Raw genomic sequence first — 17,369 nt, 5'->3', positions numbered from 1 at the left:
TATGAAGATGCTACGCTATATCTATTATTTGCCATTACTAATCTTATTCGCCTGTAATGGCGATAACGAACTAAATGTTCCCGTTCGGGAGATTGAGCCTTCCAATAACCCATTGGATGTTTTTATTCGCGAAAACTTTACCGACCCCTACGGAGTAGCAGTACGCTATCGCTACGTAGACCGCTACGTGGATCCTAGCAATCGGGTAACTCCTCCCCGCCAAGAGCTAGTGCAACCTACGTTGGATTTTCTGACTGAGTATTGGATCAATCCGTACAAAGAAATTGCTAATGGTGAGGAGTACTTTAGAAATACGGTGCCCGCCGAAGTGGTGCTAATCGGTTCACTAATTTATGCTGGCGATGGTTTAGTGGTACTGGGTACAGCCGATGCCGGAGCCCGTATTACCTTAACCGATGTCAACTCTATTGACTTAGAGAATCAGGAATGGCTGTTTCGTCAGCTCGGCACAATCTACCATGAGTACGCCCACATTATGCATCAGTTATTTGATCTACCTCCTGGTTTTGAGGAAATATCTCCGCAAGGGTATACTTCGCGTGGTTCGTGGTTCACACTTGATGATAGTGAGGCACTACGACGAGGCTTTGTTTCTCCCTACGGCACCAGCGACGTAAACGAAGACTTTGCTGAAGTAGTGGCCTTCTTGCTTTACGAACCCAATTTTTTTAGCGAATACGTTGAAGACGAAAACTGTTTTGATGAAGCTTGCCTAGAGCGAAACCAGGGGCGGGCATTGCTGCGAACTAAGTATAATGCTATTGTAGAACATTACCAGCGAAACGTAGGAGTAGACTTGTTACAGCTCCGAGCCCGGATACAAGAACGATTGCAATGAGAAATTATAGATATATTGTATTTAGTGTAGTACTGCTACTGGTGGGGGCATGTCGTAGTACAGAAGAAGAGTTACTTTTTGAACAAACTGCTGATGAGCGGGTAGAAGCGGCTATCACGGGTTTAGAACAAAGTTTAACCGCCCCAACGAATGGATGGATATTGCGCTATCGGCCTGTGCCGGAATCTGGTTCGTACGTAGTGCTACTCAATTTTGACGAGCAGGGTAACGTACGCATTCAAACCGACTTTGGAGAGAATGATAATGAGTTCTACGATCAAACGATAACGTACCGGGTAGACAACTCTATGGGGTTAGAGCTAATTTTTGAAACCTACTCTTTTTTTAGCTTTCTGTTTGAACAAGGCGGAGCTACCTTTGAGGCTGAATATGAGCTTGACTACGTGAATGAAACCCCCGATGGTGCATTAGTTTTTAGAAGCAAAACCGACCTTACTGCCATCACAACGTTAGCGTTTGAACCAGCACCCGAGAATGCTGAAGGTTTTTTGGGGCGAACGGTTAATACTAATTTAGAGAACCTGTCTGAAAGTTTAGGAGTAATTTCTCCGGTATATCGCCTAAACTACGCTAATCGGGATTTATCGCTGTTTATATCGCTCAATACTGCTTTACGTACGCTTAGTTTTACTTCAGCATCTACATTGTCAGGGGAGCGTAGCCAGGGTGTTAACTTCTCTACTGGGTACACTGTCCAAGGTAGCTCTATTGTATTGGATGAACCACTAGTAGGTAACTTTCTGAACAATAGCGTGAATATTCCAGCGATTAATTTTCAAGATATGACTGACGCATCTCCCATTGAGGTTTGTGACCAACCTTTCAATATTCAGCAGTACCAAGGAACTATCGCTGAATCTGATGATGCAATTGCTTTACAACCAACGTTGTCGAGTCCGGGTGGGGCCAACTTTAGAAATGACTTCAATCTCTTCCGCTGCCCACTAGGCCTTATCTATGATAATGGGGTTTCGGTGGGGCAGCAAGTAGTGAATGATATTGAGGGGGTACAGCAATTGCAGTTGTACTACGCGAACCGAGCGCAAAATCCCTTCATAGCGATGGGTTTTTTGGTAGTCAACGAAAGCGGTTCAGCTACATTCGCCCTGAAAGATTTTACAACTACTAATGTGGGTAATCAGTATCAATTTGATTTTGCTCCTGAGTTCACACTATATAACGATACTACGGCGGTGGTAGATACTTTAGCCATGAGCACCTACTTAAATAGGTTAACCGAAGGGGGGCAAACCCGGGTAATTAGGACGGACTCCGAGCGATACGAGTTTTTCAACCCTTGTAATGGGTGGAGTTTCGTGTTCTTTGCTGATACACCATAAGTATCTATTCACAGCACTTCTATTTCTACCCGAATATTATGCTTAGACAGAGGAGTATCATTGGGATAGATCATACGCTTTCCACCCCAGCCCTGGGTTTCAATTCGGTCGCCAGAAATACCCTTATGCTCCAGATAGCTCTTAATTGTTTCCGTTCGTAAGGCAGATAGTTTGATAGAACCGACCCCGTTCTTTTTATGCTCCTTATTCTGAATCAGGTCAAAGAAGTTCTTCGATTCCGGCGAGTATATGTAGATAAACCCCCGGCCCGACCCATTGGTGTGTCCGTGTAGCTTAATTCGCATATCGGGTTTCTCCTTTAGCATTTTAACTAACTCATTCATTTCGTAGCGAGAGCGTTCCCGCATTACCGAAGAGTTGCCGTAAAAATAGGTATTGAACATAATTTGGATATCTCCTTTCTCCAGGCGTTGTAATGGCATATCCATTACTAGTGTATCTCCTTCGTATTGAATTAATTGCCAAGCAGAATCAGTACTGCTTAGGTTTAAGGGAAGATCAAACTGCACTTTACGATACCCCATTGCGTAGGGAATAATTTGAAGAGCACTATCCAGTACTTCAGTTTTATCTACACTCAGTACCTCATCGGTAGAAACCTCACCCAAATTTCGGGAGCGAGCCCCTTCTACTACTTGTACAGTAGCGACAACGGACTGCTCATTATCTTCTTGAGTAGCCTGAAATTTCATATGAAGGATAGGTTTTTGACTCAACTTCTCAATCTTATCACTATTCTGCTCCTTGGTGTTTACTGGTGAAACCGGAGAAGGAATGGTTTCAGCAGCAGGTGTGCTATCTTGCAGGTTCTCCAAACGAGCCAGAGGTTCGCTGATCGGGTCATCCCAAGTATCTGCCGAACTACTTTCTTCAGCCGCCGAGTTCTCCCACTCAACTTCCAAATGATCTTCCTCAGCTACTAGAATCCAAGCTTCACTAAACTCTTGACTGGTTCGAAGTTCTTGGTAAGCAGAAGTCACTTCCTCCGCAGATATTGCTGAGGAAGTATACACGTAGAAATAACCTGATTTAGGATAGAATGCGTATTGCGCCGAAAGACCCCGTTCGGCAACATGCTCAGTATACTTTTTAGCATTATCTTCGTACTCAAATGCCCCCACTACCAAATAGACACCTGGTGGTAGTTCTTCAGCTAAAATATCTTCAGTAAAATGATTATTCAACGTAGTACCAAGAGACATGCTACTGCTTAAACCAAGCAAAAGCGCAAGAGTCAATCGGTATAGTAAACCAATAATAGTCATGGTAATAGACAATTGTTTTTGTTTTCTGTACAATTGAAAAACCAACTGCGTATTTTTGCTACTAGAAAAAGAGAGAAAACTGCCAGATGTAAGAAAAAATACCAAATAGAATCCTGTAAATTGCACTTTAACAATATGAAAAAAGCTTTTTTTGACTCAGGCTGCCATTTATTTTTTATTTTGGGTACTCCGCTAATCCTATTTACGCTAGTAATAATTGTGGGCTGTCGCTCTGAAAGCGAGGAAAATAGCGTAGATGCACCGCTAGATCGAGCGATAACCGAACCAGGGTTGCAGAAGCATATACAGACATTAGCCTCCGACGAATTTGAGGGGCGTATGCCGTTCACCGAAGGTGAAAAAAAAACCATCCAATATCTTGAAAATGCCTTTAATACTATCGGACTGGAACCGGGCAACGGTGATAGTTATTTTCAGGCAGTTCCGCTGGTAGAAATTGCGGCCGTACCCGAAGAAACAATGGTGGTTGAAGGAGCCGGTGAGACCGTAGAACTAAACTATCGGGAAGACTTTGTAGCGCTAACCCGCCGAGTTACCGATCGTGTTGAGGTTGGTAATTCCGAGTTGGTATTCTGCGGATTCGGTATTGTGGCTCCTGAGTATAACTGGAACGACTACAAAGGAATTGATATGACCGGCAAAACTGCGGTGGTGCTAGTCAACGATCCGGGTTTCGGCACTAGCGATAGTGCGCTATTTAAAGGTAATACCATGACGTACTACGGACGGTGGACCTATAAGTACGAGGAAGCTGCCCGTCAGGGAGCCGAGGGAGTCATTATTATTCACAATACTGCTCCGGCAGGTTACGCTTGGAACGTAGTACAAAGTAGCTGGACGGGCAATGCGCTGTATTTAAGATCAGAAAATGGCAACCAGTCTCGTTGTGCTTTTGAAGGTTGGGTTTCTCAACAATCAGCACGCCAACTGCTGGAGCTAGCTAATATTGAAAACTATCTGGGGCAAGCCCGAACGCCAGGGTTCCGGCCTATTCCGATGGGGTTGGCAATAAATCTTAAACTAAATGTTACGTATAAAGAAGCTACATCCCAGAATGTAGTCGCTAAACGAACCGGTAGCGAACGGCCTAACGAATACATTATCTACTCCGCCCACTGGGATCATCTGGGAGTGGGTAAACCAATCAACGGGGACTCTATTTACAACGGAGCACTTGATAACGCCAGCGGAACTGCCGTATTGCTCGAAGTGGCCAATGCTTTTAGTCAGCTGGAAAAAGCACCCGACCGAACCGTTGTGTTTTTGGCAGTTACGGCCGAAGAACAAGGGTTACTGGGTTCAGCGTATTATGCCGAAAACCCAATCTATCCGGTCAACCAAACCGTAGCGAATATCAATATGGATGGAATCCACTTCCGAGGCTCAATGAAAGATCTGACCATTGTGGGCTACGGTCAATCCGAGTTAGATGACTACGCGGAAGCGGTGGCAAGAGAGCAAGATCGCTACGTGATACCTGACCCCAATGCGGAGAAAGGGTATTTCTTTCGTTCCGATCATTTCAGTTTTGCCAAAGTGGGTATTCCGGCTCTCTACGCCAGTGGCGAGTATGAACAAGCTGAACAAGGCGTAGAGTGGACGCAGGCTAAAATGGAGGAGTGGACTCAGCGCGATTATCATCAGCCTTCTGATGAGTACAATGAAAGCGAATGGAACCTAGCAGGCATGGTGCAAGATGCCCACCTATTATTTAAAGTTGGCTACCGGATTAGCAACGAAGAAACATTTCCTCGGTGGAAAGAGGGCTCCGAGTTCAAAGCCATCCGTGAGGAGTCATTGTCTAGTCCATAGTTGATCGTACCAGAAGTTTAACCGCGCACTACCAACCGTGGACTGTGGACTATCGACTGTGGACTGAAAGCTATGGACTATTTTCCAGCGTTGCTTGTTGTAAACCAGAAAAATTGTAATTTTGCGGAACTTTTAGAACACCTTCTATCGTAAGGAAATTCTATCATTACTCTATTTATGTTTAATTAAACCGCCCGGCCAATTGCTCTACGTCTGGCGTGTAAACTGAGCAAACTATATTTTATGGCAGAAACGCAAGTACAAGAAGAGTTTGATTGGGATCAGGCCGATAACAAAGGCTTTGGCGAAGAATACTCTGAAGAAGAAAAAGCCCACATGGCCGAAATGTACAACGACACTCTTACTCAGATCAATGAGAAAGAAGTGGTCAGTGGTACGGTAGTGGGAGTTAACGATCGCGACGTTATTTTGAATATCGGTTTTAAGTCCGATGGATTGGTTTCTATTTCTGAATTCCGCGACCTTGATGATCTGAAGGTAGGGGACGAAGTAGAAGTATATATCGAAGAGCAAGAAGACAAGCGAGGTCAGCTAATCTTATCTCGTAAAAAGGCGAAGATTGTGCGCGCTTGGGAGAAAATTCAGCACGCGCTAGATTTTGACGAAGTAATTGAAGGTACGGTAAAGCGTCGTACCAAAGGTGGTTTGATCTGCGACATCTACGGAGTAGAAGCTTTCTTACCTGGCTCCCAAATTGATGTGAAGCCCATTCGCGACTTTGATGTGTTCGTGGGTAAGAAGATGGAAGTGAAGGTGGTAAAGATTAACTACGCCAACGATAACGTAGTAGTATCGCACAAGGTACTGATTGAGAAAGACCTAGAAGAGCAAAAAGCCCGTATCCTCAACAATCTGGAGAAAGGTCAGGTGCTCGAAGGTATTATCAAGAACATGACCAATTTTGGGGTGTTCATCGATCTAGGTGGAGTAGATGGCTTACTGCACATCACGGACATTTCTTGGGGGCGCATCAATCATCCCGAAGAAGTGCTTAACTTAGATGAGAAGGTGAATGTAGTAGTACTGGATTTTGATGATGAGAAGAAGCGTATTTCGCTCGGAATGAAGCAGCTTACGCCTCATCCGTGGGATTCGCTAGCCGAAGAAATTCAGGTAGGTAGCAAAGTTCACGGCAAAATTGTCAATGTAGCTGACTACGGAGCATTTCTAGAAATTATGCCCGGTGTAGAAGGGCTGATTCACGTTTCTGAAATGTCGTGGTCGCAGCACCTTCGCAATCCACAAGATTTTATTAACATTGGCGACGAGCTAGATGCTGTAGTGCTTACGCTAGACCGCGAGGAGCGCAAGATGTCGTTAGGCATTAAGCAGCTAACCGAAGATCCGTGGACGAAGGCTGATGTACTAACGAAGTACGCGATTGGCACTACGCACAGCGGTATTGTACGTAACCTAACCAACTTTGGCCTGTTCTTAGAGCTAGAGGAGGGTATTGACGGGTTAGTACACGTTTCTGATCTGAGCTGGACGAAGAAGATTAAACACCCTTCAGAGTTTGTAAAAGTGGGTGATAACCTAGAGGTGAAGGTGCTGGAGCTTGACGTAGATAACCGTCGTTTGGCACTGGGTCATAAGCAGCTAGAAGAAAATCCGTGGGATACTTTTGCTGATCTGTTCCCAGTTGGTTCTGTGCATAAAGGTACGATCACGACCAAGATGGATAAAGGAGCATTAGTTGAGTTACAGTACGGAATTGAAGGCTTTGCCGGAAGTAAGCATTTGGTTAAAGAAGATGGTAGCGAACCCGAGGTGGGAGAGGCTATTGACTTCCGAGTAGTTGATTTCTCCAAGGACGATAAGCGTATTGTGCTTTCGCACACGGCAACCTATCGTGAGGTGGAGGTGAAGAAAGCTGCATCAAAACCCACACGCTCTGCTTCTACTTCTAATAGTAATAACGAAGCTGAACGGTCTACGTTAGGTGATTTAGAAGCTCTATCTAATCTGAAAGAGCAAATGAAGCAAGACGAAAAGTCCAATAAATAGCGGCAGAACGCATTTATCTTAGCAAAAAGGGGACAAAGCCCCTTTTTGCTTTGACAAAGGGCATAAAACCCGTAGTTTTGCTTTGCAATGGTAGCGTGGCCGAGTGGCTAGGCGGAGGTCTGCAAAACCTCTTACAGCGGTTCGAATCCGCTCGCTACCTCAATAAACCCATCAGTAGATGGGTTTTATTTTTTTTGCTTCTCTTTCTTCTCAATAAGTTCCCTAACTTACTATTTATATCTTTTCTAAATTAGCTATTTAGTCCGAAACACTTTGAACTAAGTGGCTGAATATCAGATTCTTTAGGAAAATATTACATCTGGCACAATTGGAATACCAAATTGATGTAAATGTGTTTGAATATAAGCATTCCCGTATTACTTTTGTGAGGATTTAAACCAGGGGTTATAATGAACGACTGTTGCTCGAAACTACAAAGATTCGCTTTTTTAACTTGTATTCTTTTCTCACTCACCTTCCTTACGCTTTCTTGGTCTACTGCTCTTGCTCAAGATGCAGCGGCAGATACAACCGCGGCAGCTACTGAGGATGCTGCTCCGGCGGAGGCTAGTGGAGGTGATGACGGAAGTGGTATACCCTCCAGTCCGGAGGCTATTGCTGAAGGAGAAAGCATCTTTAATAATAACTGTACGGTTTGTCACGCCATCAACCAACAAGTGGTAGGTCCGGCTCTAGCTGGGGTAGAACAGCGGTGGGACGATCTGGGAACATTGGTAGCGTTTATCAAAAATTCTCAGAAGGTCATCCAAGGTGGAGACGAGTACGCCGTGAACTTGTACAACGAATACAATAAAACGCTGATGCCCGCCTTCTCGGATTACTCTGATGAGCAAATACTTAACATCTTAGGCTACATTAAGGCCGAAGCTTCGGCACCAGCTCAGGCTGAAGCTCCAGTTGGTGGGGGCGAAGGTGGTGAAACTGTAGTAGCTGGCGGGGGCGGTATTCCTTCTGGCTACCTCACGGCTATCATTGTTGGCTTATTGGTGGTGTTAGTGCTTATTTTATTGGTACTGGTGCTTATCATTTCGGTGCTCACCCGATTCCTGAATCAGAAGCAAGACTTAGACGAAGCTGACCGAGAGATTATTAACCAAAAGGTTGATGTTCAGAAGGTGGTGAAGAGTCGTCCATTTATTGGGATGATGCTCTTCGTCTTCCTGGCTATCACGGTGAAATTAGTGCTCGATGGGCTGTTCTCAGTAGGAGTGCAACAGGGCTATCAGCCTAAGCAACCTATTCCTTTCTCGCACGCTCTGCACGCCGGACAATACGAGATCGAGTGCCAGTACTGCCACACCGGAGTAATGAAGGCCAAATCAGCGAATATTCCTTCGGCCAATATCTGTATGAACTGCCATCAGCAGATCAAAACGGAGTCGCCACATATTCAGAAAATCTACGCTGCCATTGACTTTGACCCGGAGACCCAAACCTACGGTAATAACAAAAAGCCTATTGAGTGGGTACGTATTCATAACTTGCCTGACTTAGCTTACTTCAACCACGCTCAACACGTAAATGTGGGTGGTTTGGAATGCCAAACGTGTCATGGTGAAATTCAGGAAATGGAAGTGGTATATCAAGCATCTGAACTTACGATGGGCTGGTGTATCAACTGCCACCGCGAAACCCAGGTCAATGCCAAGGATAATGCTTACTATGATAAGCTGCTGGAACTACACAACTCTGAAAACCCGAAAGAACCCATGAGGGTGGAAGATATTGGTGGTTTGGAGTGCTCTAAGTGCCATTACTAAAAGATACAATTAATAAATACAAACGTCGCCTGACGCTTCATTATTTATGAAACAAACAAAAAAGCGATACTGGAAAGGGTTAGAAGAGCTGCGAAACGATGCTGAATTCGTAAAGCGTGCTGACAAAGAGTTTCCGGAGTACTTACCTATGGAAGCTCAGTCAGGGAATGACACTTCTAACACCCGCCGCGACTTTTTAAAAATGATGGGCTTTGGCATTAGTGCCGCAACCTTAGCTGCCTGCGAAGCTCCCATCAGAAAAGCCATTCCTTACGTAGTAAAACCAGTAGATGTTGATCCGTCTATCCCTAACTACTACGCTTCCACTTACATGGATGGGGGCGACTACTGTAGTATTGTAGTTAAAACCCGCGAGGGGCGACCCATAAAAATTGAAGGTAATAACCGCTCTGCTGTTAGTCAGGGTGGTACTAACGCCCAAGTACAGGCTTCGGTACTGTCGCTATACGATAAGCAACGTTTACAAGGTCCGGTAATGAACGGCGCAGCTGCTTCTTGGGCCGATTTAGACAATGACATCCGGCAGAAAATGCGAAAGGGCGGGGCTATGGCATTGGTAAGCTACACCATTCTTAGCCCTACTACCCAAAAAGCAATTGATGAATTACTGGCGGCTTACCCCGGCATGGAACATATTCAGTATGATCCTATTTCTGCTGATGGGATGCTGGCTGCTAATCAGGCTTCTTTTGGTAAAGCAGCTTTACCGGCTTACGAATTTAGCAAAGCGGATGTAATCGTCAGCTTAGGAGCAGATTTCTTAGGTACTTGGATTGCACCAATTATCTACGCGAAGCAATACGCTAAGACCCGGAAAGTAAGTCAGCAGCAACAGAAGATGTCGCGCCACTATCAATTTGAGACTGCTTTGACATTAACTGGGGCGAATGCTGATTATCGTTCGCAGATTAAACCATCTCAAGAGGGCGCGGTTGTAGCTCAGCTTTACAATCTTGTTGCTGCGAAGGCTGGAGGTAGCCGAGTGAATGCCCCTGAAGTGACCGACGTGAAATTCTTAGAGAAAGCGGCTAATGATCTGCTAAGTGCTCGGGGAAAATCGCTCGTTGTATCCAATTCTAATGATCCGGCAGTGCAAGGGATGGTCAACGCGATTAATAACACCTTAGGTAATTACGGAACAACGTTGGATATTAATACTCCGACTTACTATCGTAAGGGAAATAACCAGGCGATGGAGCGAATGGCTAGTCGATTGGAACAAGGGCAACTAAAAGGAGTGATTTTCTATAATTGTAATCCGGTGTATGATTTTTATCAGGGTGAAATGATCGGTAATACGATTGCGAACGCTGATATTAGCATTTCTACGTCAGATCGGATGGATGAAACGGCATCGGCAGTTACACACGTTGCACCTGATAACCATTACTTAGAGTCGTGGAATGATGCGATGCCCCAGCAAGGCCAATTGAGTCTGGTGCAGCCCGCAATCACCCCTATCTTTGATACTCGTCAGGCGCAGAGTTCATTCTTAACTTGGGCCAACAGTACTGAAACTGACTACTATACCTATCTTAAAAATAACTGGCAGGAAACTGCTTTTGCTGCTCAAAGTGGAGTTAGCACCTTTGATATGTTCTGGGATAAAGCCCTGTACGACGGAGTGCTAGAACTTTCAGTAGCGCCAGCGACCAACGAAGATACAGCAGATGAGGCTATGGCCGATGAAAGTTCTCCGGCTTCCTTCTCCGGTAATGTTAGCAGCTTTGCATCTAGCATTGGCAAAAACTACGGGAATGCCGGCGATGGCTTGGAGCTAGTGCTTTATCAAAAAGTAGGAGTCGGTAACGGACGGCAAGCCAATAATCCTTGGTTGCAAGAGATGCCCGACCCAATCTCTAAAGCTTGCTGGGACAATTATATCGCTATTCCTCAGAGTATGGCTCGCGAATTAGACCTAAAAATGAGCGAAGGGAAAACCCGTAAAGCTCGGGTAACGGTGGGCGAGCAATCAGTAGAACTACCCGTAATGGTGCAGCCTGGGCAAACTGCCGGAACGGTTAGCATAGCATTAGGATACGGCCGAGCCAATGCTGGTAAAGTAGCAGATGGACTAGGGAAAAACGTATATCCGATGGTAGCGAAGGTAAACGGTTACGCTGCTTACTACCAAACTGGGGTGCAGTTTGAGCTACTAGACGAAGCGTACAATATCGCTCAGACGCAGACGCACCAGACGTATATGGGGCGAGAAACGGTTATTCAGGATGCTACCTTAGCCGAGTACAAGGAAAATCCGAAAGCCGGACGCTACGAATTTAAAGTAGAAACCTACGAAGGCCCGAAAGATCCCAAAGATATATCACTTTGGAAAGGGCATAAGTACCCAAATCACCACTGGGTGATGGCGATTGATTTGAATAGTTGTATTGGGTGTGGAGCTTGTACGGTAGCTTGTCAGGTAGAAAATAATGTTCCGGTGGTAGGCCGACAAGAGGTGATTAATCGTCGGGATATGCACTGGATTCGGATTGACCGCTACTACAGTAGCGATGAGGAAGCCGCCGCCGATCCGGACGAGACAAAATTGGAGATTGCTTCCGATAATCCGGAAGTAACGTTCCAACCTATGCTTTGCCAGCAGTGTAACAATGCACCCTGCGAAACAGTATGTCCGGTAGCAGCAACTACCCACAGTTCAGAAGGGTTGAACCAAATGACGTACAACCGCTGTATCGGAACGCGCTACTGTGCCAACAACTGCCCGTATAAAGTGCGTCGCTTTAACTGGTTTAAGTACCATGATAACAAGCAGTTCAGTGATGTGAATATGGCCATGAATGATGATCTGGGCAAGATGGTACTGAATCCTGATGTTACCGTACGAGCGCGCGGAGTGATGGAGAAATGTACATTCTGTGTGCAAAGAATTCAGGCCGGAAAGCTGGAAGCCAAGAAAGAGGGGCGTCGTCCCAAAGATGGTGAGATCAATACGGCTTGTGCTACTGCTTGTCCTACTGAAGCAATTACCTTCGGCGACTATAATGATCCAAACAGTAGCATCGCCCAATTAGTTACTCAAGAAGCAGAAGGACGAGCCTATAACGTGTTGCACGAAATTGGGGTTAGCCCTAACATCTGGTATCTGACCAAGATCAGAAATCAGGATCAGTCAGAAGAAATGAACGCATAATTAAAATCAATTTTTATGGAAGTGACTTCCCCAGTACGTAAGCCTTTAGTGACCGGTGGGAAAACCGTTCACGATGTTACCGTAGATGTTTGTCGCCGAGTTGAGGAGAAACCAACCATCACTTGGTTTTTAGCCGTTGCTACCTCTTTAGGTTTATTAACGATAGGTCTTTATGCAGTGGCTATGACACTGTGGGATGGTATTGGAATGTGGGGGCTTAATAAAACGGTTGGCTGGGCCTGGGATATTACCAACTTTGTGTGGTGGGTAGGTATTGGTCACGCCGGAACCTTAATTTCAGCTATTCTACTATTATTCCGTCAGCGCTGGCGGATGTCCATTAACCGGGCAGCGGAAGCAATGACAATTTTTGCCGTAATATGTGCGGCTATGTTTCCAGTACTGCACATGGGGCGACCATGGTTGGGTGCTTACTGGGCACTGCCTTTGCCTAACACTTTCGGGTCGCTTTGGGTAAACTTTAATTCTCCTTTATTGTGGGACGTATTTGCGATTAGCACGTACTTTACGGTTTCGTTGGTATTTTGGTACATTGGGCTAATTCCTGACTTTGCTACTATTCGTGACCGAGCAAAGGGAATTATCTCCCGCACGGTATACGGAGCGTTAGCGTTCGGGTGGAACGGTTCAGCCCGTACTTGGGAACGCTACGAAGCCGTTGCGTTGATCCTAGCCGGTTTGGCTACCCCGCTTGTTCTCTCAGTACATACCATTGTATCTTTCGACTTTGCCACTTCCGTAATTCCGGGTTGGCATACTACTATCTTCCCGCCCTACTTTGTTGCCGGGGCAATTTTCTCCGGTTTTGCAATGGTACTTACGCTGATGCTCATTACTCGTAAGGTTTACAAGCTGGAAGATTATATTACAATCAGTCACATTGAGATGATGAATATCGTCATCATCGTAACCGGATCAATTGTAGGGGTTGCCTACATCACCGAACTATTTATGGCGTGGTACTCAGGGGTAGAGTACGAGCAGTATGCTTTCTTGAACCGGGCTACCGGGCCGTACTGGTGGGCATACTGGACTATGATGACCTGTAATGTAATTTCACCGCAGTTGTTTTGGATCAAAAAGGTTAGAACTAGCATTGTAGCCACTTTTATTTTATCAATTGTTGTAAATATCGGGATGTGGTTTGAGCGCTTTGTTATTATTGTTACCTCGCTGCACCGCGACTATTTACCTTCGTCGTGGGCAATGTTCCAACCTACTGTTTACGACTTAGGGATTTATATTTTCACTTTCGGTCTCTTCTTCACCTTCTTCTTCTTGTTTGCCAAATTTTTCCCAGTGATAAATATGGCGGAAGTGAAGAGTATTCTGAAGGCCACTGGCGAGAAGCAGCCTGCCATGCGAGAGTCGGCTACTACCACTCAGTCAGTAGAAGAAATGAGTCCTACTACTTCAAAAAACTAATACTATGACCGCAGGAAATAAATTTTTGGTCGGGGTGTTTGATGACGACGATGTGCTGCTAAGCGCGGTGGCTAAAGTGCGCGAATCTGGTATTCGTATTCATGAATGTTACACCCCGTTTCCCGTACACGGCTTAGGTGATGCCCTTGGGTATAAGCGATCTAAGCTGCCGATTGCCGCTTTTTTGTTCGGTATGCTTGGTACTTCGTTAGCGTTGCTTATGCAATTTTATATGATGGGTATTGATTGGCCAATGATTATTGGCGGGAAGAATTTCACGTCTATCCCTACGTTTTTTCCAGTAACTTTTGAGCTAACGGTGTTACTATCGGCTCTGGGAATGGTAGGTACGTTTATGATTATCAGTGACCTGCGCCCTTACGGAAAAGCGAAAATATTTGATCTCCGAGCCACCGACGACAAGTATATTATGGCGATTGACTTAGCAAAAAATAGTATTGATACTACTGAGATCAAGCAAACTTTAGTAAATGCAGGTGCTGTAGAAGTAAACGAAAAGCACAATTAGAAACATGAAGCGATACTTAGCATACCTTTTATTTGCCGTAGGTGTAGGTTTGGCAGCTTGCGATGCTCAAGGGGACTTTACTGGTCTGGAGTACGCCCCACAAATGTACCATTCAACGCCCTACGAGCCACTCACTCAGATTACTGATACTGATGAAGGAGCCTGGCTAAGTTCATTAGATAACGGAGTAGGAGAGTTCTACAACTCTAACCCCAACAACCCTTATCGAATGAACTCTCGGGTTCCGCCCGCTAATACCGTACGCCGAAATCCCAATGATTTTCTTCCTTACCGTATTCCAGCCGATAGTATTGAGTTGGCTTCTCGCGTTCTGAAGAACCCAATAGATTCTACCGAAGTGGTTTTGGCCGAAGGGCGCACTTTGTACACCAAGTTTTGCTACCCCTGTCACGGTGGTGCGGGTCAGGGCAATGGTCCGGTTGCTGAGGTTTATTTGGGGGTTCCTGCTTACAACAAAGGGCGATACCGAGATATGACCGAAGGACATATATTTCATACTATTACCTGGGGTAGAGGGCGAATGAACGCGCATGGCTCTCAGATGGATATTGCCGAACGATGGAAAATTGTGCGGTACGTACAAACCTTGCAACAACAGTAACTGACTAAAACGAACGCATGGCGACTCATACATCTACAGAAAGTGTACAGGAAGAGTACTTCCAATTTACTAGTAGTATTAAAAAGCAGCTCACTATTATCGGGATAGTTGGAGCAGTGCTATTTGTACTGGGATTACTGTACTTAATGATTTGGGGCGGTGGTCATGGCCACGAAGCTGAAGTTGCTGGAGCAGCAGCTGAGGGAGCCCACGGCGGAGAAGGCCACGAGTTTCATTGGTACGAAAGATTGTTTACCAACTTGTGGATTAACAATGTGTACTTCACCGGACTAGCAGTAGTCGGATTATTCTTCACTGCTTTGCAATATGCGGCTCAGGCCGGATGGTCTGCCTCTATTAAGCGGATACCCGAAGCTTTTGGGGCTTGGCTACCTTACGCTGGAGTGCTAATGCTGGTAGTATTTGTAGTAGCTTGGCTTAGCCATAGCAATCTATTTCACTGGACACATAGTTACCTGTACGATGAGAGTGATCCCCGCTACGACTACATTATCGCTGGCAAGCAAGCTTACTTGAATATTCCATTCTACCTTGGCCGTATGGTATTGTACTTTGTGCTCTGGTATATGATGTATCGCTATATTCGGAAAGAGTCGTTAGCTGAAGACAAGCTGGGTGGGGTAAGCCATTTTCACAAAATGGTAAAATACTCAACGATCTTCATTATCATATTTGCCGTAACATCTTCTACTTCGGCTTGGGATTGGGTGCTATCAATTGATACTCACTGGTTTAGTACTATGTTTGGATGGTACGTGTTTGCTAGTTGGTTTGTGTCGGGCTTAGCTGCTATTACTTTAATGGTAGTTTTGTTACGGGAGGCGGGCTACCTGACCATCATCAATTCTAGCCACCTACACGACCTGGGAAAATTCGTTTTTGCCTTCAGTATTTTCTGGACGTACGTGTGGTTTAGTCAGTTTTTGCTAATTTATTACGCCAACATTCCTGAAGAAACCATTTATTTTGTGGAACGGTTGAATAGTGACTACTATTCACCTATATTCTTCATCAACCTAATCCTGAACTTCTTCTTTCCCTTCCTGGTTTTTATGACAAGGGATTCTAAACGACATACAATAATTATCAAGGTCGTTTGTGTGGTAGTGCTAGTCGGGCACTGGCTGGACTTTTACCTGATGGTAACACCTGGCGTCCTAAAAGAAAATGGAAATTTTGGTATTCTGGAAGTTGGATTAGCTATGGTTTACCTTTCCGCCTTCCTATTTGTCGTGCTAGGTAATCTAGCTAAAGCACCGTTGGTGGCTCGTAACCACCCAATGTTGCAAGAGAGTTTACATCATCATACTTAATAGATTGATAAATCAACGGATATGATTCAGTTTTTGATAGCAGTTGGAGTAGTTCTATTTCTAGTAGTCCTCTTTACTATTTTGAGGATACTTAAGTTATTGAATGTTGCGCGTGGCACCGATAAAAAGCATGCTTCTACCGGAAATAAGGTAAATGCAATGCTGTTTATGGTTTTTCTTATCGTTATGAGTGGATTAATGGTTTGGTACTCAGTTGGGGAGTTTGATAAGTATCAACCTGCGGTAGCCTCAGAGCATGGTATAGTAACCGATCGTTTGTTCTGGATTACTATGGCGGTTACTGGGTTCATCTTTATTCTGACCCACATCTTGTTATTTTATTTTTCGTACCGTTATCAGTACAAAGAAACCAGCAAAGCTCTATTTTATCCAGACAACAGTAAATTAGAGGTGATCTGGACTGTGATTCCGGCAATTGTACTTTCGGTTTTAGTTTTCTCTGGTTGGAAAGCCTGGACGGATATTACCGCTAAAGCCCCGGACGATTCTGAAATTATTGAAATACTAGGCTACCAGTTTGCCTGGACGGTTCGCTATCCAGGAACAGATGAGCAATTAGGCGAGTACGATTACCGCTTAATTGATGCTCAAAACATTTGGGGGATGGATTTTACGGACAAGGCTTCTTTTGATGATCTTACCGTTTCTTCCGGTGAGTTTTATGTGCCGAAAGGCAAACCAGTATTGTTTAAGATTAGAGCCAGAGATGTACTGCATAGTGTGTATATTCCTGAGTTTAGATTGAAGCAAGATGCAGTACCTGGAATGCCAACCCGCTTTTGGTTCACTGCCACCAAAACAACCGAAGAGATGCGTGAGGAGATGGAAGATCCTGATTTCAACTACAACGTATTCTGTACTGAAGTCTGCGGTCGGGCTCATTTCTCAATGCGACTGCGGTTTGTAGTAGTAGAACCCGAAGAATACGAAGCCTGGAAGGCAGAGAAAAAGCCTTGGTTACAGGGTAACCCTGACTATCTAGCCAAAGTACCTAGCGACCTGAAGGATTTAGCAATGGTAAGCGCAGGTATAGAAGAACAAAACAATATAGAGGTAGAGAAGATTAATTAAGTGAAAGCTGATAATTAAAAAAG

General features: G+C 44.9%; 12 protein-coding genes and 1 tRNA gene. 12 read left to right on the top strand and 1 reads right to left on the bottom strand.

What is annotated here, in order from left to right; genetic code table 11:
• Position 1 precedes the first annotated feature (1 nt).
• Positions 2-859, top strand: coding sequence for a substrate import-associated zinc metallohydrolase lipoprotein (locus P0M28_RS05420; RefSeq protein WP_302208588.1), 858 nt, complete (start codon positions 2-4; stop codon positions 857-859).
• A complete protein-coding gene (locus P0M28_RS05415) occupies positions 856-2,220 on the top strand; it encodes a DUF4302 domain-containing protein (protein ID WP_302208587.1) in 1,365 nt (454 codons plus the stop codon). Before P0M28_RS05420 ends, P0M28_RS05415 begins: the two co-directional genes overlap by 4 nt.
• An 8-nt stretch (positions 2,221-2,228) precedes the next feature.
• On the opposite strand, the gene P0M28_RS05410 is transcribed toward P0M28_RS05415, so the two are convergent.
• Positions 2,229-3,443 (bottom strand): OmpA family protein, encoded by a 1,215-nt coding sequence (locus P0M28_RS05410; RefSeq protein WP_302208586.1) that lies wholly within the window; start codon positions 3,441-3,443, stop codon positions 2,229-2,231.
• A gap of 198 nt (positions 3,444-3,641) precedes the next feature.
• Here P0M28_RS05410 and P0M28_RS05405 point away from each other — a divergent pair, with 198 nt between their 5' ends.
• From P0M28_RS05405 to P0M28_RS05360, 10 genes are all read left to right on the top strand, one after another.
• Positions 3,642-5,339, top strand: a complete 1,698-nt coding sequence (locus P0M28_RS05405) for a M28 family metallopeptidase (RefSeq protein ID WP_302208585.1) — start codon at positions 3,642-3,644, stop codon at positions 5,337-5,339.
• A 243-nt stretch (positions 5,340-5,582) separates the two neighbouring features.
• Positions 5,583-7,367 (top strand): 30S ribosomal protein S1, encoded by a 1,785-nt coding sequence (rpsA, locus tag P0M28_RS05400; RefSeq protein ID WP_302208584.1) that lies wholly within the window; start codon positions 5,583-5,585, stop codon positions 7,365-7,367.
• Between the two features lie 89 nt (positions 7,368-7,456).
• A tRNA-Cys gene (locus tag P0M28_RS05395) sits at positions 7,457-7,527 on the top strand.
• A gap of 250 nt (positions 7,528-7,777) precedes the next feature.
• On the top strand, positions 7,778-9,148 hold the full coding sequence (locus P0M28_RS05390) for a c-type cytochrome (RefSeq protein ID WP_302208583.1): 1,371 nt from the start codon (positions 7,778-7,780) through the stop codon (positions 9,146-9,148).
• 46 nt (positions 9,149-9,194) lie between these two features.
• Positions 9,195-12,323, top strand: a complete 3,129-nt coding sequence (locus P0M28_RS05385; RefSeq protein WP_302208582.1) for a TAT-variant-translocated molybdopterin oxidoreductase — start codon at positions 9,195-9,197, stop codon at positions 12,321-12,323.
• A 15-nt stretch (positions 12,324-12,338) separates the two neighbouring features.
• The gene (nrfD, locus tag P0M28_RS05380) at positions 12,339-13,769 is read left to right on the top strand and encodes an NrfD/PsrC family molybdoenzyme membrane anchor subunit (protein WP_302208581.1); all 1,431 of its coding nucleotides are present in this window, start codon (positions 12,339-12,341) and stop codon (positions 13,767-13,769) included.
• A 4-nt stretch (positions 13,770-13,773) separates the two neighbouring features.
• Positions 13,774-14,298: a DUF3341 domain-containing protein gene (locus P0M28_RS05375; RefSeq protein ID WP_302208579.1), complete on the top strand. Its 525-nt coding sequence runs from the start codon at positions 13,774-13,776 to the stop codon at positions 14,296-14,298.
• A gap of 4 nt (positions 14,299-14,302) precedes the next feature.
• Positions 14,303-14,920: a c-type cytochrome gene (locus tag P0M28_RS05370; protein WP_302208577.1), complete on the top strand. Its 618-nt coding sequence runs from the start codon at positions 14,303-14,305 to the stop codon at positions 14,918-14,920.
• 17 nt (positions 14,921-14,937) lie between these two features.
• Complete coding sequence (locus P0M28_RS05365) at positions 14,938-16,254, top strand: quinol:cytochrome C oxidoreductase (RefSeq protein WP_302208576.1); 1,317 nt, start codon at positions 14,938-14,940, stop codon at positions 16,252-16,254.
• Positions 16,255-16,275: 21 nt separating this feature from the next.
• Positions 16,276-17,346: a cytochrome c oxidase subunit II gene (locus tag P0M28_RS05360; RefSeq protein WP_302208575.1), complete on the top strand. Its 1,071-nt coding sequence runs from the start codon at positions 16,276-16,278 to the stop codon at positions 17,344-17,346.
• Positions 17,347-17,369 lie beyond the last annotated feature (23 nt).

Origin of the sequence: Tunicatimonas pelagia (assembly GCF_030506325.1) — a bacterium.
GTDB classification, from domain to species: domain Bacteria; phylum Bacteroidota; class Bacteroidia; order Cytophagales; family Cyclobacteriaceae; genus Tunicatimonas; species Tunicatimonas pelagia.
The sequence above is the reverse complement of the archived record's forward strand: the minus strand, read 5'-3'. Positions and strand labels throughout refer to the sequence as shown.